The organism is Rossellomorea sp. NPDC077527 (assembly GCF_044542955.1).
In the GTDB taxonomy this organism is placed as follows: domain Bacteria; phylum Bacillota; class Bacilli; order Bacillales; family Bacillaceae_B; genus Rossellomorea; species Rossellomorea aquimaris_E.
In genome coordinates, this window is record NZ_JBITVL010000006.1 from 130,456 (window position 1) to 155,881 (window position 25,426).

Sequence of the window (25,426 nt, forward strand, 5' to 3'; positions counted from 1 at the left end):
TTTTTGAAAATATTTTTATAGGACTGATATGAAATGTACAATAAGGAATTGGTTTTTGAAAAACTAAAGGATGTCATGCACGAGGATAATATTAAGCGTGACGAACCATTAAGAGATCATTTATATACGAAATTGGGCGGAAAGGCAGATTTCTTCCTGACTCCGACAACCTATGAAGAAGTGCAAAACATCGTGAAGCTTTCAAATGAAGTCGATGTGCCTTTTACCTTATTAGGGAACGGTTCCAACCTGATCGTGAAAGACGGTGGAATCCGGGGGATCGTGCTTCATTTAGTAAACTTCAATGAAATTAAAGCAAACGATCAGCACATTGTCGCTCAAAGCGGAGCTGCCATCATCGATGTATCCAGAAGAGCATTGGCGGAAAAGTTATCCGGGTTGGAATTTGCCTGTGGTATTCCAGGTACCGTCGGCGGAGCACTATTTATGAACGCAGGTGCTTACGGTGGTGAAATTAGTGACGTATTGGATTATTGCCATGTGGTCGATCGTGAAGGTAATCTAGTGAAACGTACCGCTGCTGAACTAGATCTGGATTACCGCCATAGCAATATCTCTGAAAAAGGCGATATTGTATTGGAAGCAACCTTTAGCCTGAAGCCAGGTGAATATGAAGAAATCAAAGCGGTCATGGATGATTTGACATACAAACGGGAATCCAAACAACCGCTTGAATATCCTTCTTGCGGCAGCGTGTTCAAAAGACCTCCTGGATATTTTGCAGGAAAACTCATCCAGGACAGTGAGCTACAAGGAACAAATTTCGGTGGTGCCGAGGTATCAACCAAGCATGCGGGATTCATTGTAAATAAAGACAACGCAACTGCCCGGGATTATATCTCTTTGATTGAACATGTTCAAAAGACGGTAAAAGAGAAATTTGATGTTGAGCTGGAGCGTGAAGTACGAATTATTGGTGAAGACTTGGAATGAATATCAAACAGGAGACTCAATTTCTTCATGAGTCTCCTGTTTTCTGATTAATCCACTTCAAATTCTACCGCAAGCTTTTTCTCTATCCCTAACATTGCAGCTGAAAATTCCTTAACCACCCTGTACCTACCTTTAGTAAGACGAAAGGATTCCAGATTTATTTCCTGTTTATTATCCTTATTTACACCTACCTCGTAACCACCAGTGGAAAATGCCTGTCCTTTATTCATATTTTTCCAGCTTAGAAGAGATTTTTTTTGCAGTACATACTCTTCTCCAAATGTGAGGGGAGTAGGGCCCCAGTTTTCAATAAGTAGGGGCAGTATTTCTTTTGATTCAAGTGTATGTTTGCTCGTACTAAATTTTGCATTGATTTCTCGTTTAGGAGCAAAGAGTGGATATACCGTCTGACCAATTGATTTACCCTCTGGATTAACCAATTCAATATTCAGAGTATAGAATACATCTTCCTTCTTTGGAATCTCTACGGGATAAAAGGAATCGTCAGGGTCGTATCTGACATTACTAACCTCTTTTACCTTCTTCCAATTCTTATCCCTCTCCACTATCTGAACATTCACGGATTGACCTTTCGAAATGGATTTTTCAGCAATGATAATCGATGCATTTTCCCCAGGAGAAATAAGCCCTTCTGGTGTTTCTCGGATAATAGTCGCTAGTCGGTTGTATTTATTTTCATTGTAGACATATTCTGTTTGATTATAGATATCCACTTTAGAGTAGGTTTCTGGATTGAAGGCTTCTTTCCCTTTTTCACCTGATTGACTGGGGTAATGAGCGTTTGATCCTACACTTACGTAGATTGTAACGACAATTGTTAAAACAATAATCATAATAAGTTTTTTCAATCTGCTCACAACCATTCTCGTTTTCTGAATTTTACCATAATAATCCCAAATGGTGGTGCGCTTACTTAGAAATGATAATTCCACAAGACCCTCCATTCACCCTCTTCAAGAGCAACATAGCAGTTCTGGCTTATGACCAGCTCTCCAAATTGACTTTGGAAATGTAAGTCAACTTTTGCTTTTCTTACATTTTTGAATGTCAGCCCATCTTCATTAAACGTAAATGTCTTGAGCTTTTTGATTTCACCTATACTTACGTCAAATTCATCCACACCCATGTGACCCAAAAATACGTGATTTTTCGTTTGTATATAGGTGGATTTTGGAAACAGTTTTTTCATTTCGGGGTGAAACAATTCCCATGCGTTACCGAAATCCCCTACTTTCTCAAAGTCATAAAATTGCTTGATTACTTCTTCAGGTGTTTCAGGTTCTCGGCTTTTCCCAATAAATATGAAAAGAGCCGCCCCGAGGAGGATGGCAACAACCACCCCAATAAATAAAGGAACCGGACTCTTCCTCCTCATCTCTTCACCTCTCACTGGCCAGTCTATACTTATCCATATGAGAGATCGGGGCGATGTATGTAACCAGTTTGGATACGACTCATTTATCCATTTTGGATTTTTAGAAGTAATTCTTCTTTCCGCTTTCTTAGATAATCAAGATAAACATGTTCATCCTGCAGTTCAAAAATGAGAATGGCTTTTTCAAAATAAGGAAGTGCTTTATCATTTTGCTCTAGAAGCTCATAATTGTATCCTACATGATAATGTAGATGGCCCAATGCATACATATTCTCTTCGTTTATACTCCAACGGATGGCTTCTTTGCAATTTTCATTTGACTCTTTATATCTCCCCAATCGAGTATAAAGCCGGGCAATATTATATAATAAACGTGTTTTTATGGCTTTATCATGCAGCTGCTTGCTCGCATTCAGTCCATTTTTCACCTGTTTATAATAATCAAGAGCCTCTTCATACTTTTCTTCGGAAAAGTAAATGACACCTAAACTGAGCAGGATTTCCATTTCCCTTTCAGACAGAGCCTTTTTATTATTATAGGTAAGTTCAAGGGCTTCATGTAGCAGAGACAGGGCACTCTTTCTATCTTTCAATACTTCTTGTGTATAAATCGCTCTATGCCATAATAATAATTGAACATTAGTGTCGGTTTGGGTAAAGAGTGGATTTTTTTCTTCTACTTTTACAATATCTATCATTTCTTCATAATGATGCTTTACCCTTAATTTCCTTAGCTGCCTTTCTACTTCCTGAACATAGTCAAGGCGAGGGGTTGTTCCAATTTCAAAAAAGTAGTTCACATCGACTCCAAGTTTCTTAGAAATTTGATAAAGAGCCGTTGCACTTGGGTAAATGTCCCCTTTTTCCATACGGCTGATGAGAGCTTGAGTACATATCCCTTCTGCTAACTCCCCTTGCGTCAATCGAACACCTTTTCTCAATTCTTTGATCTTTTTTCCGATAACCGAATAGTCCACAAACCCACCTCTCAGAAATATTAATATTTTTATATTCTATCAGAAAAACGAGCATTTCTTTAGGTATATCTTCATATGCTGTCCATAATAGACTCAGACCGTGAATACATAGATATAAAATCTATGTTTTAATAATATCAACGACAAATTACAATACCTTTTGATAGCACCTCTCCATGCGGGACGTGCTCTTTTTTTGGTTGAGGGACGGACCTTCTGTTCATATACTTTTCCTTTAAGATCAGTTTATATCAATATAGTAAGAAAACGATTAAATATTAATATCTTTATATTAATGTAGTAAATGAAGATATTCTTAAGATTCCCTCCATTTTTTCAGAGGAAATGAATCCATAACAGAAAATCATCCGATATCAATATGTGGTTTAATAGAATCAACGACAAATTACAATACCTTTAGACAGCACTTCCCCTTGTGGGAGGTGCTCTTTTTTTTGGAGGGACGGACCTCTGCTATTCTTCATATAATTCCAATGGAAGCCCATCCGGATCTTCAAAGAAGGTGAACTTTTTACGTGTAAAAGGATCTATCCTAATTTTTTCTGTTTCAATGCCTTTTTGATTCAACCCCAATACGGTCCCCTCTATATCTTCCACCTCAAACGCTAAATGACGAAGTCCTTGTGCTTCAGGATAACTCGGGCGTACCGGGGCTTCCGGGAATGAAAAGAGTTCAAGGATATATTCACCGTTTAACGTGAGGTCCAGCTTATAGGAATCTCTTTCTTCCCTGTAAATCTCCTGCTTTACTCTAAAGCCAAGTTTATTGACATAAAAGTCTTTAGATCTGGCATAGTCAGAGCAAATGATAGCGATGTGGTGGATTTTTTTGAAATTCATAGTCCTTCTCCTTCTATATCAATTCGTTATGACTCACACTATATCATACAGTGTTGATTCTCCACCTTCCCATTCGAGCATAAAAAAACCTCCTGCACTGAACAGGAAGTCAAATTTATTACCTACAAACTATTCCGTTACATGATGATTCACCCGGGGATGATTCGCTTCGCGTTCTTTAAAGATCTGAACAAATTCAACCAATCCTTCAACGGCGGCATCAAGAAGCTTCTCTCCTTTTTCTCTCGTGGCTTGTGTGGGGTCACCCAACGTTCCGGTTTCAGAGATCGAGCTCCAATAAGGGACCATGACGACCGGCCGCCCTTCTCCTTTACCGACTAAATCCAGCCAGAAGTACTTTGACATCTGATACTTATCGATGTCCCTCACGGCTTTGTCCATTTGAACCAGATCTTCTTTAATCGCCAGATACATAGATGTTTCGAGTTCACAGGCATGGTTGATGCCTCCGGGACTTTCCGAGTCACGTATTTCCTCTGTTAAGTCCACGACCTGCTGCAGATCCCAATGAGAAATAGAGGTGCATTGAACGTCAGGGTATTTAAGGATCGTTTGTCTTGCGGCTACTTTTAATAATGATACATTGCTGCCATGGCCATTCATCAATAGGATCTTTTTAAATCCTTGATGTGCCAGGCTGTTACAAACATCTACCACATAGTTTATGAATGTGTCACTACTGATTGAGATGACCCCCGGGAAGTCCATCTGGTGCGGGGCATACCCATGATTGATGGCAGGGATGATCACCATGTTTTCTGGAGACTTTCTCCCGGCCCTATGACAAATTTCTTCTGCCAGTACCAAATCTGTATCAATCGGTAAATGGTGGCCATGCTCTTCAATCATGGCGACTGGAATAACCGCTATTCTCTCTTCCTTCACCGCTTCTTTCACTTCCGGCCAGGTCATCTCTCCAAACAAATATTTTTTTTTCATCTCTATGTATCCCTTCTTTCAAGAGTCTATTTTATATATTTACGGATAAAAACGATTGTCTAAACTCCTCTTTGATTTTTTCTTGAATCTGTTTATCCTTAATTACTTTAAGACACGTATGAGCCATCGTCTTGCCTGCTAACAGCATTGTTTCGTATGCTTTAGAGGAGTTACACAAATCAGCAAATTCATTCGTATGACCAGGAATCAGCTGGTCCGTTAAAGCCAACACGGGATGTATGGATGGTACGGCTCTGCTGACATTCCCCATATCAATGGAACCCATGCCTTCGTTAAATCTTGAAATATCAACAAATTCAAATTCATTTAGTGCATCCTCATAGAGTTCCACCAGTGTCTGATTGCTGACCATGGCATCATAGGGATGGCCAATTTCGTTGATTTCAAGCTCTGTACCACTCATAAGGGCAGCACCTTTTGCACAGTTCTTCACTTGTTCAACGACTTCCTCAAGATACAGGTTATCGATCGAGCGAATGCAAAATTCCGCTACCGCTCTATGAGGAATGATATTGGTCGCCTTTCCGCCTTCTTTAATGATTCCATGGATTCGTACATCCGGCTTGACGTGCTGCCTCAATGCATTTACGCCATTAAACGTTTGAATGACACCATCAAGTGCATTCTTTCCTTGCCAAGGCTCAGATGCCGCATGGGCGTTTTTGCCGTGGAAAATAAATTCATAGCTATGGAAAGCAAGGGATTTTACGTCAATGATGGTAGAATATCCAGGGTGGAACATCATGGCGATGTCCACGTTTTCAAACACACCTTCATGTAAGAGATCAATTTTCCCACCAACATTCTCTTCATCAGGTGTCCCAATGACAGACACCTCGTATGGTTCATCCGTATCTAATTTGGCAAGTGCCAGTCCCGCTGCCACACTTGCCACCCCGATCAGATTATGACCACAGGCATGGCCGATATCAGGTAACGCATCATACTCAGCGCAAAACGCAACATGGAACCCTCCGTCGCCTTTTTTATAATGGGCGATGAAGGCCGTATCCAACTCCCCTACACCTCTTTGAACACTGAATCCCTGACTTTCTAAATAATCACATAGGGCTTTGGAAGATTTATATTCCTCCCCGCCTAACTCTGGATTTTGTTGAATATATTGACTTAGTCCAATTAAAGCTTCTTTCTCTCCATCAATGATCGAATGGATTTGTTCTTTTTCCATCGATTATTCAGCTCCTTCCAACAGCTTTTCGGCAAAGTGACATGCCGCAAAGTGCCCTTCACTATATTGGGCCAAGGCAGGTTCTTCGACTCTGCACTTCTCCTCTGCAAACGGGCATCTTGTATGAAACCTGCACCCACTTGGGATATTACTCGGGTTTGGTGTTTCTCCTTTGAGAACCATCCTTTTTCGTTTTTCTTTCGATATTTTCGGTTTTGGCATGACATTGATGAGTGCTTTTGTATAGGGATGTAAGCTTGAAGAGATCACTTTATTTACGTCACCGATTTCAACGATTTTCCCTAAATACATAATGGCAATTCGATTAGAAATTAACCACGCCAGTGAGATGTCGTGAGTGATAAATAAATACGAAATACCTTTCTTATCCCGTAAATCAACCATCAACCGAAGAATATCCGCCCGGACAGAGACATCGAGCATGGATACCGGCTCATCGGCGACAATGAATTCGGGATTTAAAATGAGTGCAGCTGCAATGACCACCCGCTGTCGTTGTCCTCCACTCAATTCGTGGGGGTAACGATCCATATAGGCTTCTGCAGGCTTCAGACCCGCCCATTCCAAGGCTTCTTTTACCTTTTCTCTCTTCTCGTCTTCATTTCGAATTTTCTTGTTAATTTCTAATGGTTCTGCAACTATGTCCATAATTTTAAATTTCGAGTTCAACGATTCGTATGGATCTTGAAAAATCATTTGCGCCCTTTGGCGGAAGGATTTTATCTGTTTTTTATCCCTCTTATTGATTTGGGATCCATCATACAACACTTCCCCTTCTACATGATCGAGGAGTTGTAAGATGGCCTTGCCTGTTGTTGTTTTTCCACTTCCACTTTCACCGACAAGGGAAACAATTTCCCCTTTATTGATGTGAAAATCGATTCCATCGACCGCTTTCACTTGTTTTTTTTCTTTTGAAAAAAGCTCTTTCAAAAATCCACTTTGAACGTTAAAATTCACACGTAAATCCTTTGTTTTCAGTAAACTCCCCACATCTATACCCCCTTTAAATGACATGCTACATAATGATTTTCAGCCATTTTCCTTAACGGAGGAGCAGATACCCTACATTCCTCCGTTGCGTGTTCACATCTTGGATGGAAGTAACAACCTGAAGGAGGGGTGATTAAGTCAGGCGGTGTCCCGGGTATGGATTCAGTCATTTCTTTCTTTCCGTGAATATCAGGAAAGGCTTTTACCAGTTTTTGAGTATAGGGGTGGGAGCTGTTATTGATGATGTTTTCGACACTTCCTGTTTCCACGATTTTGCCCGCGTACATGACGGCTGCTTTATCACAGGTTTCCGCCATAACAGAAAGGTCATGTGTAATCAAAATGACCGACATTCCAAGCTCTTTACGCAATTTCTCGAGTAATTCGAGGATTTGAGCCTGGACCATGACATCCAGGGCTGTTGTAGGCTCATCCCCTATCAATACTTTAGGGTCACATGCCAACGCCATGGCAATCATCACCCGCTGTTTCATTCCTCCACTGAATTCATGGGGATATTGATCGATTCTCGCTGAATCGATTTCAACCAATTCGAGGAGTTCTTTGGCTTTTTTTCTGGCAGACTTATAATCCAACCCGTTATGGTACATCATCACCTCTGTAATTTGTTCCCCTATTTTCTTTACAGGGTTCAATGCATTCATCGCCCCTTGAAAAGCAATCGAAATGTCATTCCACCGATATCTCCGGATCTTATTTTGGTCTAACTCGGCCAAGTTTTTGCCATTGTAATTAATTTCCCCTCCTACTACCCTTCCTTCCTGAGGAAGCAGATTAATGATGGAAAGAGCGGTCGTCGTTTTCCCACAGCCCGATTCTCCCACCAGGCCGATTGCTTCACCTTCCTCCAACGTAAAGCTCACGTCATCTACTGCTTTCACCACGCCGTCTTTTGTCTCAAAATAAGTCTTCAAATTCTTTATCTCTAAAAGGCTCATGGTTTATCTCCTTTTTAACCGTGGGTTTAATATTTCATCAAATGCATACCCGATAAATGTGAAGCCCAGTACAACCAGTACGACACATATGCCTGGGGATATGAGGTACCAGTATGCACCCAGACTTGCCGCCCCGGATTCAAACGCATAATGGAGCATCATTCCCCAGCTTGGTTGCGTTGTATCCCCCATCCCGAGGAAACTTAACGTCGTTTCTGAGAGGATGGCCACGGCCGAAACAAGAATCGTATTGGCAAATATGAGAGGAAAGACATTCGGAAGAATATGCTTTCTCATAATGTATAGATTGTCTGCCCCGATTGCCCTGGCACGTTCAATGAATTGCCTCTCCTTAACAGACAGGGTTTGTGAACGAACAATTCTGGCTGTTCCTGGCCAACTGGTTAAACCAATGACAAAAATGATATTCCATATGCTCGCCCCTAAAATGGCTGTCAGAACAAGGGCCAATGGAAGCCAAGGCAATACGAGAAAAACATCGGTGAACCTCATTAACAGCGTATCTACTTTTCCTCCATAATACCCGGACGCTATCCCAACGACCGTGCCGATGATCATCGAGATCAAGGTTGCAAGGAACCCTACTGTAATCGATATCCGTGCCCCTAATAACACACCACCTAGCACATCTCTTCCCAAATCATCCGTTCCCAATAGATGTTGGAGGGATGGAGAGCTTAATACTTCTGCCACTCCATATTCCTTGGGATCGTATTGAGTCAAGAGCGGGCCGAATATGGCAATCAGGACAAAGATCCCTAGAATAATGGCTCCAGAAAACCCCATCTTATTCGACATAAAGGTTTCCAAGAACCCTTTCCATTTACTTGTGACCATTGAGTTGTTTGTGACAACTGAGTTTTTCATTTCATTTCACCCTAGGCTTTATTATTTATTCTTGGATCAAGGTATCCATAAATGATATCTGCAATAAGATTGGCCAAAACCACACATACACTTACGATGAGAAAGATTCCTTGTAACAATGGATAGTCTCTGTTATTCAACGCTTCATACATCAACCTTCCTAGCCCTGGCCATGAAAAAACCGTTTCGATTTGAATCGCACCAGCAATCATAAATCCTAAGTTGATTGCAATAATGGTGACCATCGGAAGCATCGCATTCGGTAAGGCATGTCTCTTCATGATCAACTTTTCTGAGAAGCCTTTTGCCTTTGCCGTGGTGATATAGTCTTCTGTTAATACCTCAATCAATGAATTTCGCATAATCAAAACAAACTGACCGATCAAAACAAGACTTAGTGTGATGGTAGGAAGAAATAAATGCTTTAAAATATCAAGCGCTTGATCAAATGAATGACTAAATACGACACCTGCCGAAACCATCCCACTTGTCGGGAATAGGTTGAGGGTCACACTGAAGAAAATCACCAACATGATCCCCAGCCAGAATGTCGGCATGGAGTAGGTTATGAGGGAAAACGTCAATGATGCTACATCGATCTTCTTCCCTTGCCTGGAAGCTGCAACAATCCCGATGAGTACACCTGCGATGATGGCTAACATCGTTGACACTCCTACTAATAGCAATGTCGGAAATAATCGTTCGGCGATGACATCCATAACCGGCTGCTTAAACATAAAGGACAAGCCTAAGTCACCTTGGAACAGCTGCTTGAAATAAAGCCATAGTTGAACGTACATCGGCTGGTCCAATCCCATTAAATGCTTGATCTTCTCAATTGCCTCAGGAGAAGCATTAGGGTTTCGCACGATCATAGATAGGGGATTCCCCGGCATGACCCGGAATAAGAAAAAGTTAAGAATAAGAACCAGAAAAATCGTAATCATCGATTGATAGAGTTTTTTCAGTAAGAAATATTTATTCACCTGTTGCACCTCCATTTTTGAAAGCAAGGGCAAAGTAACTTACTCTGCCCCCACACCCCTTACATATCATCATCAATGGAAACGCCTTTATTTTTTCTTCTTGCTATAACCACTCCTCCGACAGCAAGGACGGCAATAATGAGAATCGTCCATAGTACAGTGGAAGAAGAAGAGGAATCTTCCGATGCTCCAGCCACATCACTCTCATTATCCTTCGCACCTGAATCACCTGCTGCACTTACAGGTTTTACATTTAGGTAATTTTCATTGTTGAATGCAAAGAAGTATACTCCGTTCACTTTCGTCCAGCCTTCCAACTTATCTGTATTAACAGCTTGAATGGCATTTTCATACATAAGGATGATATACGGCGCATCGTCATATAACATTTTTTGCATGTTATACACAACGTCCTGCCTATTTTCTTCATCGATGGTGGTCGCTTGCTCCTGAAGAAGCTTGTCGTATTCTTCATTCGCATAATAGGAATCACTTAGATTACCAATCTGATCAGAGGTCATCACGCGAAGAATCGTCGTTGGATCAGCATCTGTTCCCCAACCCCAAATGAACATATCAAAGTCAGCGTCATCATAAATTCGATCTCCTAATAAGCCATCATCAACGGTTTCGATCTCGGTGCCAATACCTACTTTCTCTAACATACTTTCGATCATTTCACCGGCACGGACCTCTTCAGACGTTTTGGATCGCAGCATTAATCTGAATTTCAATGGATTTCCTTCACTATCTTCACGGATCCCATCTCCATCTCGATCTGTAAATCCTGCAGAATCCAACGTTTCCTTCGCTTTATCAGGACTGTATGATCTCAATTCCTCTTTTGAAGGCTCATAATGCCAGAATTCTAGGCTAGGTGGAATCAAGGTGGTACCTGGTGTTGCTTGGCCTGCGTAAGCAACATCCACAATTTTTTGTTTATCAATGGCATAGCTTATGGCATGTTTTATATCTTTATTTAATAACAGTGGATTCCCTTTTGATTTCGGGTCCGGCCAACTGTTGATCGAAAGCTCGGTAAACCCATGGGTAGAAGTAGAAACCACATCGATATCTTTTTCTTTTTCTAATAGAGGTACTTGGTTGGCTCCTAGATTAATAGCGGAATCAATTTCTCCAATTTTCAAGGATTGGACCATCGTATCGGTATTGGCATACAGGATAAAAACAAGATTATCAATGTTTGCCTTTTTATAAAAATAGTCTTCATTTTTCTCAAGTTTAATAAATTCACCTTTTTTAAATTCGACAAATTTGAAGGCACCTGTACCGACCGGCGCTTCATTTGGCCACGTCTCTAAGTCTTCCATCGAGACATCTTCCCAAATATGCTTCGGTAAAATAGGGGTTGTACTTTGCAGCATGTTTGCCTTAGGCTTATCCGTTTTCATCACGACAGTAAGATCATCCGGCGTTTCAATCGACGTGATGCCATCTAAATATCCAGCGTATAAGCCTAATCCACTTTCCTGCAGGGTTTCGTATGTAAATTTCACGTCTGCAGATGTAAAAGGCTCTCCATCATGCCACTTTACCCCTTCTTGTAAATGGAACGTCCACGTTAAACGATCATCACTCACGCTCCAATCCTTTGCCAGTCGTCCGACAGGTTTCACATCATTGTCAAAGGCAACTAACGGATCGTAGATTAGCTTGAAAATTTCAGTAGCAGAAATACTGTAAGCAATAAAAGGACTGATGCTGTCCGGCTCAGATGTCCAGCCTATATTCAGAGTGAATGGATCGGCTTCTTTCGCTTTTGAAACAGGGACCAAGAAACAACTGATCAATAACACAAACATAAGAATAAAACTGAATGATTTCTTAAACATGAATAGTTACCCCTCCTAAGTTCGATTCGATTTCATTTATTTCTATCGCGTACCTGATTCTTTCACAAATAATTTCTTATTCGTCGCATCAAGGTACGCATTGACACCCATAGGGAGTGTGGCAAGATCTTTCGTATGCCCAATAGGCAATCCATGAATGGCCGGAATCCCAAGTGGTTCAATAAACTCATATAAGATGTCTTCCAGACTGAAGGTGACATGGAAGCCTGGATCCATCTTTTTCGGTCCGCAATCCGTGCATTCCCCAATGACAATCCCGGCAGCTTCCTGAAGCTTTCCGGCGTTATACAAGTGGGTGAACATGTGATCAATATTCCAAGGCTCTGTCCAGACTTCTTCCAGGAACAGGATCTTCCCTTTTGTATCAATTTCATACGGCGTTCCCAAAGAAGCACAAACAAGCGTAAGATTGCCTCCTGTCAGCTCTCCCTCGGCCTCACCTTTTTGAATACGATTAATCCACTTTTTCTCATTGGCTTTACGTATTTCTCCAATAGGTTCTTGTTGACAAAGGGCTTTAAATACATATTCTTTTCGATAATCTGTTAAATCCTCTGAGTTAAAACCCGCCATGCCAGGCCCATGGAACGTCACCAGCCCGGTGTATTTCTGGATCGCCAGGTGAAGGGAGGTAATATCACTGTACCCGATAAAAATCTTAGGGTTTTTCCTCACAAGATCGAAATCAATGTATCGTAACATCCTGGCTGAACCATAGCCTCCATGAGTCACGAAGATGGCATCCACTTCGTCGTTTCGGAACATTTCATTGAAATCATGAGCCCTTTCTTGATCAGTTCCTGCCAAGTATTCATGTTTGTTATGAAGATTCTCGCCAGTGATGACATGAAAGCCCCATTCTTCAAGGGTTTCGATTCCTCGAGTAATATCGCTTCGATTATAGTGGGGACTCGCTGGGGCAATGATGCCAATCGTATCTCCTTTTTCAAGCCTTTTCGGTTTGATTTTCTCCATACGTAACTCCTTCCAACACTAGTAAACTTTTTTATATCCCATATCCTTTGAGATTTCTTCTGCTGTTTGAAGCAATGTTTTTACATAGAACGGTCTACTCTCATCCTTGTAAAAATGTTCTGGTCCTGTGATGGCAATACCGGCAACAAGCTTTCCTTCATAATTAAAGATCGGTGCCGCATAGGCAACGGCTCCTAATTGAAGCTCTCCTTCAGACTTTGCATAGCCATGATCCCGAATCGACTCGAGATCATTTTTCAGTTCTTTTCTTTGAGAAATCGTGATGGGAGTAAAGGTTTTAAATGTGTCTGAAAGACTATTAAACTCTTCTTCTGGCAGATAAGCCAAAATGACTTTCGAAAGGGCTCCAGCGTATATCGGAATTTTTTGTCCTACTTTGATTTCATGTCCAAAATTATGAAATGACTCGATATTCACCAGACATAATGCCTGCTCATTATCATAGACGCTTAAATTTACATTCATCTCTGTTGTTTTGGAGAGCCGTTGTAAATGCGGTGTTGCTTTTTGCACAAGGTCAATTCCTTGAATGATGATGCCTCCTATACGGACAAATTGCATCCCAAGGCGAAGCTTCCCTGTCGTTTCATCTTGCTCTAAGTAACCTTTTTGAAGAAGTGTTTGAACATTTCGATGAACGGTTGTAAGGGGAAGCCCCGTCTTTTTGGATAGGTCCACCAACGTATGCTCCCTCTCCCTCATGGTAAAGGTCTCTATGATTTCTAATGCTCTTTCAACTGCTCGGACCCCTGTTTTACCGCTTTCTGCCGTTTGTCTCATTTTAATCCCTCCTTTCAAGGACGGTATATTCCTCAGAACTTTCCGCTGTGCGGAAAGTCATTTCCGTAATTGGGATATAAAATGTTTATTCAGCACATTCTTTAATCAGAACATTCTGAATTTAAATTTTTTCAATCGTTTACAGACCTTTGCTAGTAAAGGAGCAAATAATGTTCTGTAAATGCAAATCCCAAATCACGATAAAATTTGTCTAAATGCGGAAGGGTGGAGTCGTAAAATAAATAAGGGGTTTTATGATGATCAAATAAGTGACCTGCCAATGCTTGATAGCAGGCAAATGCGTAGCCTTTCCCTCTGGCTTCATTGCTGGTATAGACTCCGCCTATTAACGCATAATCGGCCGTTTCTGAGTGGGCCAGCGCAATGGATTGGATCCTTCCCTCTACTTTAACAATGAAGATTGATCCATTCTTTATGAGATTGGGAAGTCTCTCAGGAATTTCTATCATGATCTCTTTGTCATGATAAAACTCTGTTATGCCCGTGATATCCTTGAAAGATGCCTGAGACACCGGGATCCTAGTATCCTTCTTTATACACTTTCTATTGTTTAAATATCCAAACTGATATAAATAGGAACGTCTGTCTGGGTGTAGATCAAATTTGGAGAGCACATCTGCTGGACCATATATGTAGGTGGAGGAAGATTTCAGCAACTCTTCCTTGAGAAGTGGAGTATATTGATGATTGATCATGGTGAAACCAGAATTAAGAGGGCTAAAATACTGAATGGCTATAAGTCGATTTTGAATGTAATAACCGTAATATCCAAATTTCTTATCCTGATTATACAAATAATCTATGTACTCATAAAACTGTAAATGGTTTACTTGATCATGTTCGATCATGTTTAAAAGCTCTGTTTTATGTGATTTGCTCAACAGTCTCTTTTCTAGAACCGTCTTTCACCCCCATTACTTTATTCATTCTCACAGGTGTTTCCGTTATTCGGAAATATGTTTCCGTTTTTGTTGTATATTTATGATTATATATACAAATTTCAGAAAAATCAAATTAACTGACAAATTAAATATTTTATCCTACTTATTTCATAAATAATGTACGATATAGCGGATGCTCCACTGTAACTGACAAGAAGTGATAAATCCTCTTCTGGAATGGCTGCAGTAAAAATGCTCAGTGAAGAGTGGTGGAACAAAAAAAGAAGCAGTCACATAAACTGCTTCTTCTTCATCAACCTATTATTTCATCGCATCCGTCAACACAGGCACGATCTGCTTCTTACGGGATACCACGCCTTTTAATAACGCCGTGTTGTTTTCAAGCGTTACATTAAACGCTTTTTCAACATCTCCTGCTTTGCTACCAAGTGCAAGTGCCGTAGAGTCATTTTCCAGAATGTCAGTGACAACAAGAAGGAACAGGTCCAGTCCTTTTTCCTTGATCATGGTTTCCATTGCTGCTTCGACTTCCGCTTGGCGTCCGAATACATCATTCGTATCGACAACGTTGATTTGAGCCACTTCCACTTTCGCTGTACCCATTGAGAATTCCTTCGCGTCAAGCGTCACAAGTTCAGCGACTGATTTCGTGCTCATGTTCGCGCCGGCTTTCAGCATTTCCAATCCGTACACTTCAGGATCGACTCCTGCGATTTCAGCCAGTTCTTTAGCTGCCGCTACGTCTTCGTCTGTGCACGTAGGAGATTTGAATAGAAGGGAATCCGAGATAATCGCTGAAAGCATCAATCCAGCCATTTCCTTCGTCACTTCTACGCCTTTTTCCTTATAGATCTTGTTTAAGATCGTTGCTGTGCATCCAACCGGCTCAGCACGATAGTACAGGGGATCTGCTGTTTCAAAGTTCGCGATACGGTGGTGATCGATAACTTCAAGAACGCGTACCTCCTCGATATCCTCAGCACTTTGCTGACGCTCGTTGTGATCAACTAGGATGACCGAATCGGATTCACCGGCAACCTTCTCTACTAAACGAGGTGCATCTACGTTGAAGTAATCAAGGGCATATTGCGTTTCGCCGTTCACTTCACCTAAACGTACAGGCTCGACGTCCATGCCAATCTTTGTTTTTAAATCAGCATAAACCAGTGCAGATGTAATCGTATCCGTGTCAGGGTTTTTGTGGCCGAAAATTAGTGTTTTACTCATTGATCAATCTCCTAACTCTATGTAATGTGGTTCGTTAATCTTCTCTCTTTACATTTTCTTATATTACCATATATAGAAGCAAAACCGTATCTGTTGGGGAAGATTTTTTCCATTGATGATGGAGGTAATATTTCCAAATTTTGCGTTATAAAAGAGTACAGGAATAAACGTGGACTTTAAAAACCCTGTTGTCCGGTGCTGCCGTTGATTTCTCTCAACTCTCTCATTAAATCCTTCCCAAACACATTTTCATATTCTTCATACAAAGGTGCCAGCTTCTCTTTCCACTCTTCTTTCTCTCCATTCAACAGAATATGAACATCCAGATCAGTGTTTTGTTTTAATTCCCTCATTTGACTGTCATTCATTTCGATGGAATGCCTGCGGATCCAGTCTGTTGTTTGTACCATCGCACTGTCTATTTCTTCCTGGTACTCCTCAGGTAACCCATCCCAAAACTCTTCGTTCATCAACACCACGTATCCAAGATAGGAATGATTGCTGACCGTCAAATACGATTGATGGTCATAAAGCTTTTTAGAGTAAATATTAGTGATCGTATTCTCCTGTCCGTCAATAAAACCGACCTCAAGGTTCTCATACGTTTTATTAAATGGCAGATCACTTACTGCTGCCCCCATGGCTTGGTATTGATCTTTAATGACTTCACCCGGCATCGTGCGGAAATGTAGTCGATTGAAGTCAGCCGGAGTTATTAAAGGACGCTCATTATTCGTGATTTGTTTAAATCCGTTATACCAGAAGGAAACACCCTTCACGCCTTCGTGTTTTTCAACTTTCTCTAGTAATCGTTTCCCTATCTCCCCTTCAAACGCCTGTTGAACTTGATCATAACTATTAAAGGCAAAAGGTAAATCAAATAGACCATACTCAGGTACGTATTGTGAAACTTTGGATGTAGCAGGAATAATCATTTGCACATTATTATTCTTAAGGGCATCCCATTCACTGATATCTGAATAAAGAGATCCATTCGGGTAGATCTCCACCTTTACTTTTCCTTTTGTACTCTCTTCTACCAGATCTTTAAAGCGCCTGACCGCTTTTCCTTTTGGTGTGTTTTCTGACACGACATGACTCACCTTAATGACGATTTGATCCCTCATTTTTTCTTGATCATCGTCATATTCAGCGGAAAATCCATCACGGGTTTGAAATCCAACCACATAGGCAGTCACAATCCCTGTCAATATAAAGAAACCTATAAATAAAAAGGCCCTCACAAGCGGAATCCTCCTCTTTCAGATTCTATTAGAAATGGTACAATAACTTTGAACAAAGAGGAAGGAATATTCAGAATGAACCGAAAACAAATGCCTATTCGCTGGAAAATGACGATTTTATCCTTCGGGGTTGTCTTATTTGCCCTTATCATTGGATTCATTATTTTTGTCGGAAAAGCGATCGAGATGAAGAAAGAAGAATTAGGAAACCAGGCACTCATTACGGCCAGAACTGTGGCAAATCTTCCTACCGTTCAAAGTCATCTGGAAGAGCCTCAAGGCTTTAAGGAAATTCAGCCGATGGTCGAGAACATCAGAACCGTCAATGGATCAGACTATATCGTTGTGCTCAATATGAATCGCATTCGGTACTCCCACCCATCCAATGAGCAGCTTGGGACAATATCGGCTGGGAAAGATGAAGGACCGGCTTTTGCTGAGCACAGTTATGTTTCAACTGCCAAAGGCGAGCTCGGCATGGCGGTAAGAGGGTTTGTGCCCGTCATGAACGCTGATCACAAACAAATCGGTGTCGTAGTCGTCGGAATTCTTCTTCCTTCCACCCTTGATATTATGAGGAATTTACAAAATGAACTGATGATTATAGGGGCAATCACCCTTTTATTCGGGATGATGGGTTCATGGTTGTTAGCCAGACAAATCAAGAAAGATACCTTTGAGCTTGAGCCCTATGAAATCGGGAAGCTCTTGGTGGAACGGACGGCTACGTTCCAAGCGATGAATGAAGGGATCATCGCCATCGATAATCAACAAAGAATCACCGTATTTAACGAAAAGGCCAAAGATATTGTACAGGTAACCGGAAATCTAACCGGAAAACCCATTCAGGAGATCCTGCCTTCTTCTAAACTGCCGGAAATCATGACAACAAAAGAACCTATTTATCGTGAGGAAATGAAATTAGGGAGCAAAATTGTATTAAGCTCGAGGGTTCCCATCTTGGTAAACGAACAGATCGTTGGAGCTGTCGCCGTGTTCCAGGACCGAACAGAAATGACAGCGCTAGCGGAAGAGCTGACTGGGGTGAAAGAATTCGTTGAGGCATTAAGGGTTCAGACTCATGAACACCAGAATACATTACATACTGTTGCCGGACTGATTCAACTGGAAGAAAACGAGAAAGCACTCGAATATATCTTTCAATCTTCTCAGGAAAAGGACGACCTTTCTGCTTTTCTGGCCCAGCGAATCAAGCTTGACCGGTTGAAAGGTTTACTACTGGGCAAGATCATGCGTGGAAAGGAAATGGGAATTGAGGTGAAGGTTGATCCCGATAGCTATCTTTCCTCCCCTCCTCCTCTGTTGGATGAACATGATTTGGTGATTCTACTTGGAAATTTCATTGAAAATAGTTTCTATGCTTTAAAGGAAATGTGTGATGAATCAAAGTTCATTCATCTCTATCTAAAAGAGGAGTCGGATACGTTTCATATCGAAATAGAGGATAATGGCATCGGTATGTCAAACGAACAGATTCCACAGTTATTCCAGAAAGGGTATACGACCAAAGGAAAGAACGGGTCTGGAATCGGACTCTACTTAATTCATAGCATCGTTGAGAAAGCGAATGGCCACATCAACGTAGAATCAACACCGCTTGAAGGAACGCTTTTCCAACTTACTTTTCCCATGAATGGAGGGAAGACTCATGACGAAACTGATTAACGTCTTGCTTATAGAAGATGATCCGATGGTTCAGGAGGTCAATCGGATGTTTATCGAACGGGTGCCGGGCTTTACAGTCTGCGCCATTGCAGGCAATGGCACAGAGGGTGCTGAAAAGGTAGCCTCTTTCCAACCGGACCTTGTGCTCCTGGACAATTTCATGCCGAAACAAAGTGGTCTCGAAACCTTACAAGCCTTCCGGCAACAAGACACAGACGTGGATGTGATTGTGATATCGGCTGCACAGGATAAAGAAACCATCAGGGCGATGATGCGATTAGGCGTTGTCGATTACATCATCAAACCTTTCAAATTTGAGCGGTTAAAGCAGGCACTTGAAAAATATCAATCTTTCAAACAACACATGATCGGGGACGGTACAATTGGCCAGGAAGAAATTGATCGACTGCAAGGAGGCCCCTCCCCTGCCCGAACTGACAAACAAAGAGTAGACTTACCAAAAGGATTGAACCAGCAAACTCTTGAACAAATTGTTCAGTTTCTCTCTGGACAATCTCTCCCCCTTTCAGCCGAAGAAACGGCGGAAGGAATCGGGATTGCCCGCGTCACTGCCCGGAGATACTTAGATTACCTGCTTAAATCAGACCAGGTTCAAATGGTCATCGAGTATGGCAGTATTGGAAGACCCGTCAATCGTTATCAGTGGAAAGAGAAAGGATGAGGCCGTTATTGCCTCATCCTTTTTGTATCCAACTTAAGACCAAAAAGACCAAAATGTCCTTTAAGTTCTAAATATTCTAATATCTTACTGAAAGCGTTACCATTCTATATAGGTAATAAAAAGGAGGACGCAACGATGAAAAAATTTAAATGGATTTCAATCATAGCCCTTGTCTCACTCTTGTTGGCTGCCTGCGGAAGCGACGGTGCAAGTGGAGGAGAATCCGGAAGCGGCAGTGATTCATCCAGTCAATCCATCGTATTTGGTACAGGTGGTACGTCAGGAGCATATTATGCAATCGGTGGTTCATTAAAGCCGATTTTCGAAGAAAGTGATTCAATCGGAAACGTGACAGTGGAATCGACAGGTGCTTCTGTTGCCAACATCCAAAACATCACCGATGGGTTAAACCAAATGGCCATCGTCATGAGTGATGTGGCGTATGACGCTGTAGAAGGAAAAGGACAATTCGAAGGGAACAAGGTCGATGTTCAGCCTATTGCAGGTATGTATCAAAACGTCGTGCAAGTTGTGGCCATGTCAGATAGCGGAATTAAGAGTATTGAAGATTTAAAGGGTAAGAAAGTCGGCGTCGGACAGGTTGGATCGGGTGTGGAACAGAGTGCTAAAAAGGTGTTGGAAGCTGCCGGTTTAACGTATGACGACCTGGAGAAAGTGACTCATACTGGCTATGCGGATTCTGTACAGGAAATGAAGAATGGAACGCTGGATGCTGCTTTCTTCACATCAGGAGTCCCGAACAGCAATATCACCGATCTCATGCAACAAAACGATGTGTCGTTTGTTGAAATCAATGGAGATCTCGCTGATAAGCTAATGGAGAAATACCCATTTTATAAAACGTTCACAATCGAATCCGGTGACAAAGCGAAATACAACCTCGATAAAAAAGTGGAAACCGTTGGAATCCAAAACATGCTCATTGTTTCTAAGGATCTAAGCGAAGATACGGTCTATGACTTAACTAAGAGATATTATGACTACTTAGGAACAGACGCCGTAGCGGTTGCACCGCTTAAGGAAGTGGACCGGGACGAAATGGCGAAGGGACTCATTGCGCCTCTTCACCCAGGGGCAAAGAAGTTTTATGAAGAAAAAGGATTACTGGAATAATCGAAAAAGGGCATCAATCCTGGTGCCCTCTTCTTTCTATCTATGAAAAAAAGAATACTGGTTATCTTAATTCTTCTCCTTCTCTCACTTTCCGCCTTTGTCCCAATGAATACATTGATCTTATCCTATGAAAATAAAATAAAAATCGTTCAGCCGTTTTTAGAAGTGAAAGCCGTGTCCATCCGATGGACCCATTCTGTTGAAAAAGAAGATTGGGAAGAATTCTTTCATATTCAGGATCAAACCATTCTCTTGACTTCAACCCGGTTCAAAACGTTCGGAGCCGGCGTCCCTGATCACGCAGGAGATGATACATATATAAAAGATGGCTGGGTCTATATGACAGGCATCCATCAAGTGATCGGAAGCACCTTACGCTTTCAAACAGGTAAGGAAACAAATCATCGCATTGAAATGAACGGACGGACCATTGCCCTGGAGCCTCAGGTATCCTACGAATTATCGGTGAGGTCCGTCCCACTGTATAAAGTGTTAACTATGATGGTTAAAGATTAAGCGAGGTGACTCATGATGAAAAATCAGAAAAATACATCGGTGGAAGAGTTGGACCGGGAGGGGAATACGAGGAGTAAGTATCCTAAGGTGATCGGTCTCTTTCTGTTGGTACTAGCAGCTGGAATTGCCCTCTTTCATTTATATACGTCTTACGCTGGAGCACTAGTGGATGTAAAGCAGCGAAGCATTCATTTATATGGACTGATGGCGATCGGCTTTATCCTCTACCCTATGGTGAGTAAAAAGAAAGGTCATTCTGTTCCGTTTTATGATTATATTTTCAGCGGATTATCGTTATTTGTTGGCATTTATATGTTATTCAGCGCCGAACGCATCATCCGGACAGGCGGACAAATCAACGATATGGATTTCTATGTGGGGATTCTCGTCATCATCCTTCTTCTCGAATTAACCAGACGTGTGACTGGTTGGGGGCTGACCCTTCTGGCCCTCGGATTCTTGATCTACGGCCTATACGTGAAGCTATCCATTTATCCGGAATTGAATTCACAGATCACACTAACTGTAACGAAGAAAATGATTTCTCAGCTGGTCTACATTACAGAAGGGATTCTTGGTACAGCGATTGGCGTATCCGCAAGCTACATCATTCTATTCATCTTGTTTGGAGCATTCCTGAGCCGCTCCGGAATGGGAAAATTATTTAATGATTTAGCTCTGGCTGTTGCAGGTCATACAAAGGGCGGTCCCGCCAAAGTGGCGGTCATTGCCAGTGGATTCCTTGGTTCCATTAATGGATCGGCCGTTGCGAATGTCGTGACGACCGGTGCCTTCACCATCCCATTGATGAAAAAAATCGGATATAAGAAAGAGTTTGCAGGCGCAGTCGAATCGGCAGCAAGTGTTGGTGGGCAAATCCTTCCTCCAATCATGGGAGCAGCGGCCTTTATTATGGCTGAGAATCTTAATATCCCTTATACCAAGGTGATCTTGGCAGGAATCATCCCTGCCCTGCTATTTTACATCGGCATTCTGCTTCAGGTGCACTTTAGAGCTTCCAAGCGCGGATTACACGGAGTACCGAAATCAGAACTTCCTTCCGTAAAAGCTGTGCTCGCAGAGCGTGGACACCTGATCATCCCGATGGTGATTCTTCTTTACTTATTATTCTCGGGAAAAACACCATTCTACGCTGCCTTTTGGTCTATTTTAGCTACGGTGATCATTTCCGGATCAAAGCAGGTTCTGACTTTATCCACTCTGCTCGGATTATTCTTTGTTTTTCAACCACAGGTGAACGGGCTTATTTCCGGTCATGGGATTCCTCCACTGAAAAGCAGCTGGTGGGAACTGCTATTGGTCATTGTAATCCCATTGGTCATCAACCTGTTTAGAAAGACGAAGAATCTCGAAGCAGAAGAAATCGGCTTGAAGGATTGTGTACAGGCATTGGAAGAAGGGGCGAAAACGACAATCCCTGTTGCCGTTGCCTGTGGTGCCGTGGGGATTGTAGTGGGAGTCGCTTCTCTTACGGGAGTCGCCCTTGAATTAGCGAACAGCATTGTCGGCATTGGTGAAATGATCGACAGTCCGCTACTTCAGCTGGTGATTACGTTACTTCTGACGATGGTGACGTCCATCGTGTTGGGAATGGGACTACCAAGTATTCCAACCTATATCATTACAAGCACCATGGCCGCCCCGATTCTATTACAACTGCCACTGTTCCGTGAGTTGGCAGGATCGACGGAAACAGCTGTGTTTGTCGCTCATATGTTTGTGTTCTACTTTGGAATCTTTGCCAATATCACCCCGCCTGTCGCATTGGCAGCCTTTGCCGGAGCAGGAATCAGCGGCGGTGATCCGACGAAGACGGGATTCCAGGCGATGAGGCTTGCCATAGCTGGATTCATTGTTCCGTTTATGTTCGTGTTTTCCCATGAGATGTTGATGGTAGATGCCACGGTTACGAGCATCATCACTCTCACTATCACCTCTGTCATCGGCGTATTTCTTTTATCTGTATCCATTGAGGGCTATTTCAAGAAAAAATTCCCTGTCAGCCTGCGTCTCATCAGCACGATTGCAGCTTTTCTCTTGATTTACCCTGGCTGGATCACAGATATCATCGGGTTCACCGTGTTTGTCTTCGTACTGTTTTGGAACTATCAGGGAAAGGGTAAAACGATAAATAAAGAGATTAATATAACTCATTAAATGAGGTGGATATAAATGAATTTTGGTTTAAAAGATAAAGCAGTGATTGTGACCGCATCAAGTAAAGGCTTAGGAAAAGCAACGGCACTGGAGCTTGCCAAAGAAGGTGCACGCGTGCTTATTTCAAGTAGAAATGAAGAAGAGCTTCAAAAGACAGCAAGTGAAATCATAAAACTGACTGACAACCAGCACATTCATTACAAAACATGTGACATGACGAAACCTGAAGATATCCGATCACTCGTTGAAACAGCGGTTACGAAACTAGGTGGTGTTGACATTCTCGTCAATAACACCGGCGGTCCACCATCGGGAGGATTCCAGGAATTCGATGATGACGACTGGCAATATGCCTTTGAATTGAACCTACTCAGTTATATCCGAACGATCAGAGAGGTAATCCCTCATATGAAAAAGAAGAATGGTGGACGAATCGTGAATATCGCTTCTTCATCCACGAAGCAATCCATCGACGGCCTGATTCTATCCAACACCTTTAGAACAGGAATGGTTGGATTGTCTAAGAGCTTATCAAGGGAACTCGCACAAGATCAGATCCTTATCAACACGGTCGGTCCTGGAAGAATCGCAACAGATCGGGTCGCAGAGCTGGATCAGTTAAACGCTGAAAAGCGAAATATATCCGTGGACGAGTTAAAGAGTATGAGCGAAAAAGCGATTCCTATAGGACGCTATGGTGAGCCCGAGGAGTTTGCCAAAGTGATCGCATTCTTAGTCTCTGAGGCCAACACCTATTTAACGGGGCAATCCCTTGTGGTGGACGGTGGAATGGTGACCGCTTTATAACTAGAAAACCCAAAAGGTTAAAATCCTTTTGGGTTTTCTTCAATTATACAGTTTGTTTCCCACTATTCTCTCCATATCCGGCACGAATGATCATCTCGATCGTCTCTTCCGACATCTCTAGATGAGATACATCCGTCCCTTCGATCAGCTCTTGGGTATTTCGGTCATCAAATGTTAACGCACCAGCCAGGTATACCTTGAACACATCAATCAAGCTGTTAAGCTTTACCTCTTCTTCATCCAATTCATACTCACCTGTATTCTCAACCACAGATAAGTTTTGAAATTGAAGGGCATCTTTCAACATGTTGAGCAGATCAATGTTTTCAGGTGGATTCGGATTGGTGATGTGATAGATTTTGTCCGGCTGTGCTTTATCAGGAGCCAGGCTTAAAATGTCGGCTACATAGTCCACCGGTACGAGGTTGGATGTACCATTCTTGGCGGCTACTAGCCTGTACGTCCGCTCTTCCCCGTTTCGTCTCGCAGTCTTACGCTTGAAAACGGCGAGAGCACGCATAAAACCATACAGAGTAAACTGCGAATCGGCTTCACCGGTTTTCGAATCTCCCACAATGATGGCCGGACGGAAGATGGATACGTCCATTTTATCGCGGTATGAAAACACAAGATGCTCGGATTTCACTTTGCTCTCTTCATATGGATTGTTAAACCTTCCATCTTGAGGATAAAGCTCTTCCACACCTTCGGATAACTTTCCTACCGTGTAAGCCGTACTCACATAATAGAACTTTTTCACTTGAAGACGTGCTGCAAGCTCCAGTATATGCTTCGTCCCTTCGTAATTGGCGGCGAAGAGTTCATCACGCAGATCTTGATCAAATTTCACAAGGGCTGCCAGATGATAAACGGCATCCATCTTACCTGTCAACCATTCCTGATCATCCATGCTCAGTCCGGCGTTCGGAACCGTGATATCCCCTTGAAAAATATGAATTCTTCTCTGATCTTTTTCTGGAAAATAATCTCTTAATCTCTCGGCCTTCCCAACATTCCTTACTAATATATACACTTCATTCCGATTATTTTGTAAAATCTTCTTAATCAGCTTTCCTCCAAGAAAACCTGTCGATCCCGTTAAAAATATATTCACATTGATCACCCCTGTTGAATTTCAACCACGTCGGTCATTCTGTCTATCATATCACAGATT

General features: G+C 42.1%; 24 protein-coding genes. 7 read left to right on the forward strand and 17 right to left on the reverse strand.

All coding sequences use genetic code 11. The annotated features are described in order from the left end of the window. Positions 1-33: 33 nt before the first annotated feature. Positions 34-954 (forward strand): UDP-N-acetylmuramate dehydrogenase, encoded by a 921-nt coding sequence (murB, locus tag ACIGG7_RS19675; protein WP_397550767.1) that lies wholly within the window; start codon positions 34-36, stop codon positions 952-954. A gap of 47 nt (positions 955-1,001) precedes the next feature. Here murB and ACIGG7_RS19680 read toward each other — a convergent pair whose 3' ends face one another. From ACIGG7_RS19680 to ACIGG7_RS19755, 16 genes are all read right to left on the reverse strand, one after another. Further along, a complete protein-coding gene (locus ACIGG7_RS19680) occupies positions 1,002-1,907 on the reverse strand; it encodes an immunoglobulin-like domain-containing protein (protein WP_397550768.1) in 906 nt (301 codons plus the stop codon). Continuing rightward, entirely contained in the window at positions 1,889-2,350 is a 462-nt protein-coding gene (locus ACIGG7_RS19685; RefSeq protein ID WP_397550769.1) for a hypothetical protein, read from the reverse strand. Before ACIGG7_RS19685 ends, ACIGG7_RS19680 begins: the two co-directional genes overlap by 19 nt. 83 nt (positions 2,351-2,433) lie before the next feature. Continuing rightward, positions 2,434-3,327, reverse strand: coding sequence for a helix-turn-helix domain-containing protein (locus ACIGG7_RS19690; protein WP_397550770.1), 894 nt, complete (start codon positions 3,325-3,327; stop codon positions 2,434-2,436). Between the two features lie 474 nt (positions 3,328-3,801). Then, a complete protein-coding gene (gene gloA2, locus ACIGG7_RS19695; protein WP_397550771.1) occupies positions 3,802-4,188 on the reverse strand; it encodes an SMU1112c/YaeR family gloxylase I-like metalloprotein in 387 nt (128 codons plus the stop codon). 129 nt (positions 4,189-4,317) lie between these two features. Further along, a complete protein-coding gene (locus tag ACIGG7_RS19700; protein WP_397550772.1) occupies positions 4,318-5,148 on the reverse strand; it encodes a creatininase family protein in 831 nt (276 codons plus the stop codon). A 31-nt stretch (positions 5,149-5,179) separates the two neighbouring features. Continuing rightward, positions 5,180-6,358 carry a M20 family metallopeptidase gene (locus tag ACIGG7_RS19705; RefSeq protein WP_397550773.1) on the reverse strand — a complete coding sequence of 393 codons (1,179 nt, stop codon included), beginning with the start codon at positions 6,356-6,358 and terminating at the stop codon, positions 5,180-5,182. A 3-nt stretch (positions 6,359-6,361) separates the two neighbouring features. Beyond that, positions 6,362-7,372, reverse strand: coding sequence for an ABC transporter ATP-binding protein (locus tag ACIGG7_RS19710; RefSeq protein WP_397550774.1), 1,011 nt, complete (start codon positions 7,370-7,372; stop codon positions 6,362-6,364). Between the two features lie 2 nt (positions 7,373-7,374). After that, positions 7,375-8,331: an ABC transporter ATP-binding protein gene (locus ACIGG7_RS19715; RefSeq protein ID WP_397550775.1), complete on the reverse strand. Its 957-nt coding sequence runs from the start codon at positions 8,329-8,331 to the stop codon at positions 7,375-7,377. Positions 8,332-8,334: 3 nt separating this feature from the next. Then, positions 8,335-9,219, reverse strand: a complete 885-nt coding sequence (locus tag ACIGG7_RS19720; RefSeq protein ID WP_397550776.1) for an ABC transporter permease — start codon at positions 9,217-9,219, stop codon at positions 8,335-8,337. 11 nt (positions 9,220-9,230) lie between these two features. Further along, a complete protein-coding gene (locus tag ACIGG7_RS19725) occupies positions 9,231-10,205 on the reverse strand; it encodes an ABC transporter permease (protein ID WP_397550777.1) in 975 nt (324 codons plus the stop codon). Positions 10,206-10,264: 59 nt separating this feature from the next. Beyond that, positions 10,265-12,058 carry an ABC transporter substrate-binding protein gene (locus tag ACIGG7_RS19730; protein ID WP_397550778.1) on the reverse strand — a complete coding sequence of 598 codons (1,794 nt, stop codon included), beginning with the start codon at positions 12,056-12,058 and terminating at the stop codon, positions 10,265-10,267. 42 nt (positions 12,059-12,100) lie between these two features. After that, a complete protein-coding gene (locus ACIGG7_RS19735; protein WP_397550779.1) occupies positions 12,101-13,054 on the reverse strand; it encodes a S66 peptidase family protein in 954 nt (317 codons plus the stop codon). A gap of 18 nt (positions 13,055-13,072) precedes the next feature. Then, on the reverse strand, positions 13,073-13,855 hold the full coding sequence (locus tag ACIGG7_RS19740; RefSeq protein WP_397550780.1) for an IclR family transcriptional regulator: 783 nt from the start codon (positions 13,853-13,855) through the stop codon (positions 13,073-13,075). Between the two features lie 152 nt (positions 13,856-14,007). Then, positions 14,008-14,724: a GNAT family N-acetyltransferase gene (locus ACIGG7_RS19745; protein WP_397550781.1), complete on the reverse strand. Its 717-nt coding sequence runs from the start codon at positions 14,722-14,724 to the stop codon at positions 14,008-14,010. Positions 14,725-15,078: 354 nt separating this feature from the next. Beyond that, the gene (locus ACIGG7_RS19750) at positions 15,079-16,005 is read right to left on the reverse strand and encodes a manganese-dependent inorganic pyrophosphatase (protein WP_397550782.1); all 927 of its coding nucleotides are present in this window, start codon (positions 16,003-16,005) and stop codon (positions 15,079-15,081) included. A gap of 176 nt (positions 16,006-16,181) precedes the next feature. Next, the gene (locus ACIGG7_RS19755; protein WP_397550783.1) at positions 16,182-17,249 is read right to left on the reverse strand and encodes a DctP family TRAP transporter solute-binding subunit; all 1,068 of its coding nucleotides are present in this window, start codon (positions 17,247-17,249) and stop codon (positions 16,182-16,184) included. Positions 17,250-17,324: 75 nt separating this feature from the next. Between ACIGG7_RS19755 and ACIGG7_RS19760 the strand changes: the two genes are divergently transcribed. The 6 genes from ACIGG7_RS19760 to ACIGG7_RS19785 all read left to right on the forward strand — a co-directional run bounded on the left by ACIGG7_RS19760 (position 17,325) and on the right by ACIGG7_RS19785 (position 24,252). Then, positions 17,325-18,935, forward strand: coding sequence for an ATP-binding protein (locus ACIGG7_RS19760; RefSeq protein ID WP_397550784.1), 1,611 nt, complete (start codon positions 17,325-17,327; stop codon positions 18,933-18,935). Further along, positions 18,919-19,617, forward strand: a complete 699-nt coding sequence (locus tag ACIGG7_RS19765; protein WP_397550785.1) for a response regulator — start codon at positions 18,919-18,921, stop codon at positions 19,615-19,617. The genes ACIGG7_RS19760 and ACIGG7_RS19765 overlap by 17 nt, the downstream gene beginning before the upstream one ends. 135 nt (positions 19,618-19,752) lie before the next feature. Beyond that, positions 19,753-20,751 carry a TAXI family TRAP transporter solute-binding subunit gene (locus tag ACIGG7_RS19770; RefSeq protein WP_397550786.1) on the forward strand — a complete coding sequence of 333 codons (999 nt, stop codon included), beginning with the start codon at positions 19,753-19,755 and terminating at the stop codon, positions 20,749-20,751. A 174-nt stretch (positions 20,752-20,925) separates the two neighbouring features. Further along, positions 20,926-21,267 carry a DUF1850 domain-containing protein gene (locus ACIGG7_RS19775; RefSeq protein WP_397550787.1) on the forward strand — a complete coding sequence of 114 codons (342 nt, stop codon included), beginning with the start codon at positions 20,926-20,928 and terminating at the stop codon, positions 21,265-21,267. Positions 21,268-21,279: 12 nt separating this feature from the next. Further along, entirely contained in the window at positions 21,280-23,445 is a 2,166-nt protein-coding gene (locus ACIGG7_RS19780; protein WP_397550788.1) for a TRAP transporter permease, read from the forward strand. 15 nt (positions 23,446-23,460) lie between these two features. Beyond that, positions 23,461-24,252: an SDR family oxidoreductase gene (locus ACIGG7_RS19785; RefSeq protein ID WP_397550789.1), complete on the forward strand. Its 792-nt coding sequence runs from the start codon at positions 23,461-23,463 to the stop codon at positions 24,250-24,252. A gap of 43 nt (positions 24,253-24,295) precedes the next feature. Here ACIGG7_RS19785 and ACIGG7_RS19790 read toward each other — a convergent pair whose 3' ends face one another. Beyond that, on the reverse strand, positions 24,296-25,366 hold the full coding sequence (locus tag ACIGG7_RS19790) for an SDR family oxidoreductase (protein WP_397550790.1): 1,071 nt from the start codon (positions 25,364-25,366) through the stop codon (positions 24,296-24,298). Between the last annotated feature and the right edge of the window lie 60 nt (positions 25,367-25,426).

What these genes read in the sequence shown, in the direction of transcription:
- ACIGG7_RS19785 (WP_397550789.1), top strand. Translation starts at nt 23,461, where the DNA reads ATGAATTTTGGTTTAAAAGATAAAGCAGTGATTGTGACCGCATCAAGT.
- ACIGG7_RS19705 (WP_397550773.1), bottom strand. Translation starts at nt 6,358, where the DNA reads ATGGAAAAAGAACAAATCCATTCGATCATTGATGGAGAGAAAGAAGCT.
- ACIGG7_RS19770 (WP_397550786.1), top strand. Translation starts at nt 19,753, where the DNA reads ATGAAAAAATTTAAATGGATTTCAATCATAGCCCTTGTCTCACTCTTG.
- ACIGG7_RS19735 (WP_397550779.1), bottom strand. Translation starts at nt 13,054, where the DNA reads ATGGAGAAAATCAAACCGAAAAGGCTTGAAAAAGGAGATACGATTGGC.
- ACIGG7_RS19760 (WP_397550784.1), top strand. Translation starts at nt 17,325, where the DNA reads ATGAACCGAAAACAAATGCCTATTCGCTGGAAAATGACGATTTTATCC.
- ACIGG7_RS19765 (WP_397550785.1), top strand. Translation starts at nt 18,919, where the DNA reads ATGACGAAACTGATTAACGTCTTGCTTATAGAAGATGATCCGATGGTT.
- gloA2 (WP_397550771.1), bottom strand. Translation starts at nt 4,188, where the DNA reads ATGAATTTCAAAAAAATCCACCACATCGCTATCATTTGCTCTGACTAT.
- ACIGG7_RS19700 (WP_397550772.1), bottom strand. Translation starts at nt 5,148, where the DNA reads ATGAAAAAAAAATATTTGTTTGGAGAGATGACCTGGCCGGAAGTGAAA.
- ACIGG7_RS19745 (WP_397550781.1), bottom strand. Translation starts at nt 14,724, where the DNA reads ATGATCGAACATGATCAAGTAAACCATTTACAGTTTTATGAGTACATA.
- ACIGG7_RS19685 (WP_397550769.1), bottom strand. Translation starts at nt 2,350, where the DNA reads ATGAGGAGGAAGAGTCCGGTTCCTTTATTTATTGGGGTGGTTGTTGCC.
- ACIGG7_RS19740 (WP_397550780.1), bottom strand. Translation starts at nt 13,855, where the DNA reads ATGAGACAAACGGCAGAAAGCGGTAAAACAGGGGTCCGAGCAGTTGAA.
- ACIGG7_RS19720 (WP_397550776.1), bottom strand. Translation starts at nt 9,219, where the DNA reads ATGAAAAACTCAGTTGTCACAAACAACTCAATGGTCACAAGTAAATGG.
- ACIGG7_RS19780 (WP_397550788.1), top strand. Translation starts at nt 21,280, where the DNA reads ATGATGAAAAATCAGAAAAATACATCGGTGGAAGAGTTGGACCGGGAG.
- ACIGG7_RS19715 (WP_397550775.1), bottom strand. Translation starts at nt 8,331, where the DNA reads ATGAGCCTTTTAGAGATAAAGAATTTGAAGACTTATTTTGAGACAAAA.
- ACIGG7_RS19750 (WP_397550782.1), bottom strand. Translation starts at nt 16,005, where the DNA reads ATGAGTAAAACACTAATTTTCGGCCACAAAAACCCTGACACGGATACG.
- ACIGG7_RS19730 (WP_397550778.1), bottom strand. Translation starts at nt 12,058, where the DNA reads ATGTTTAAGAAATCATTCAGTTTTATTCTTATGTTTGTGTTATTGATC.
- murB (WP_397550767.1), top strand. Translation starts at nt 34, where the DNA reads ATGTACAATAAGGAATTGGTTTTTGAAAAACTAAAGGATGTCATGCAC.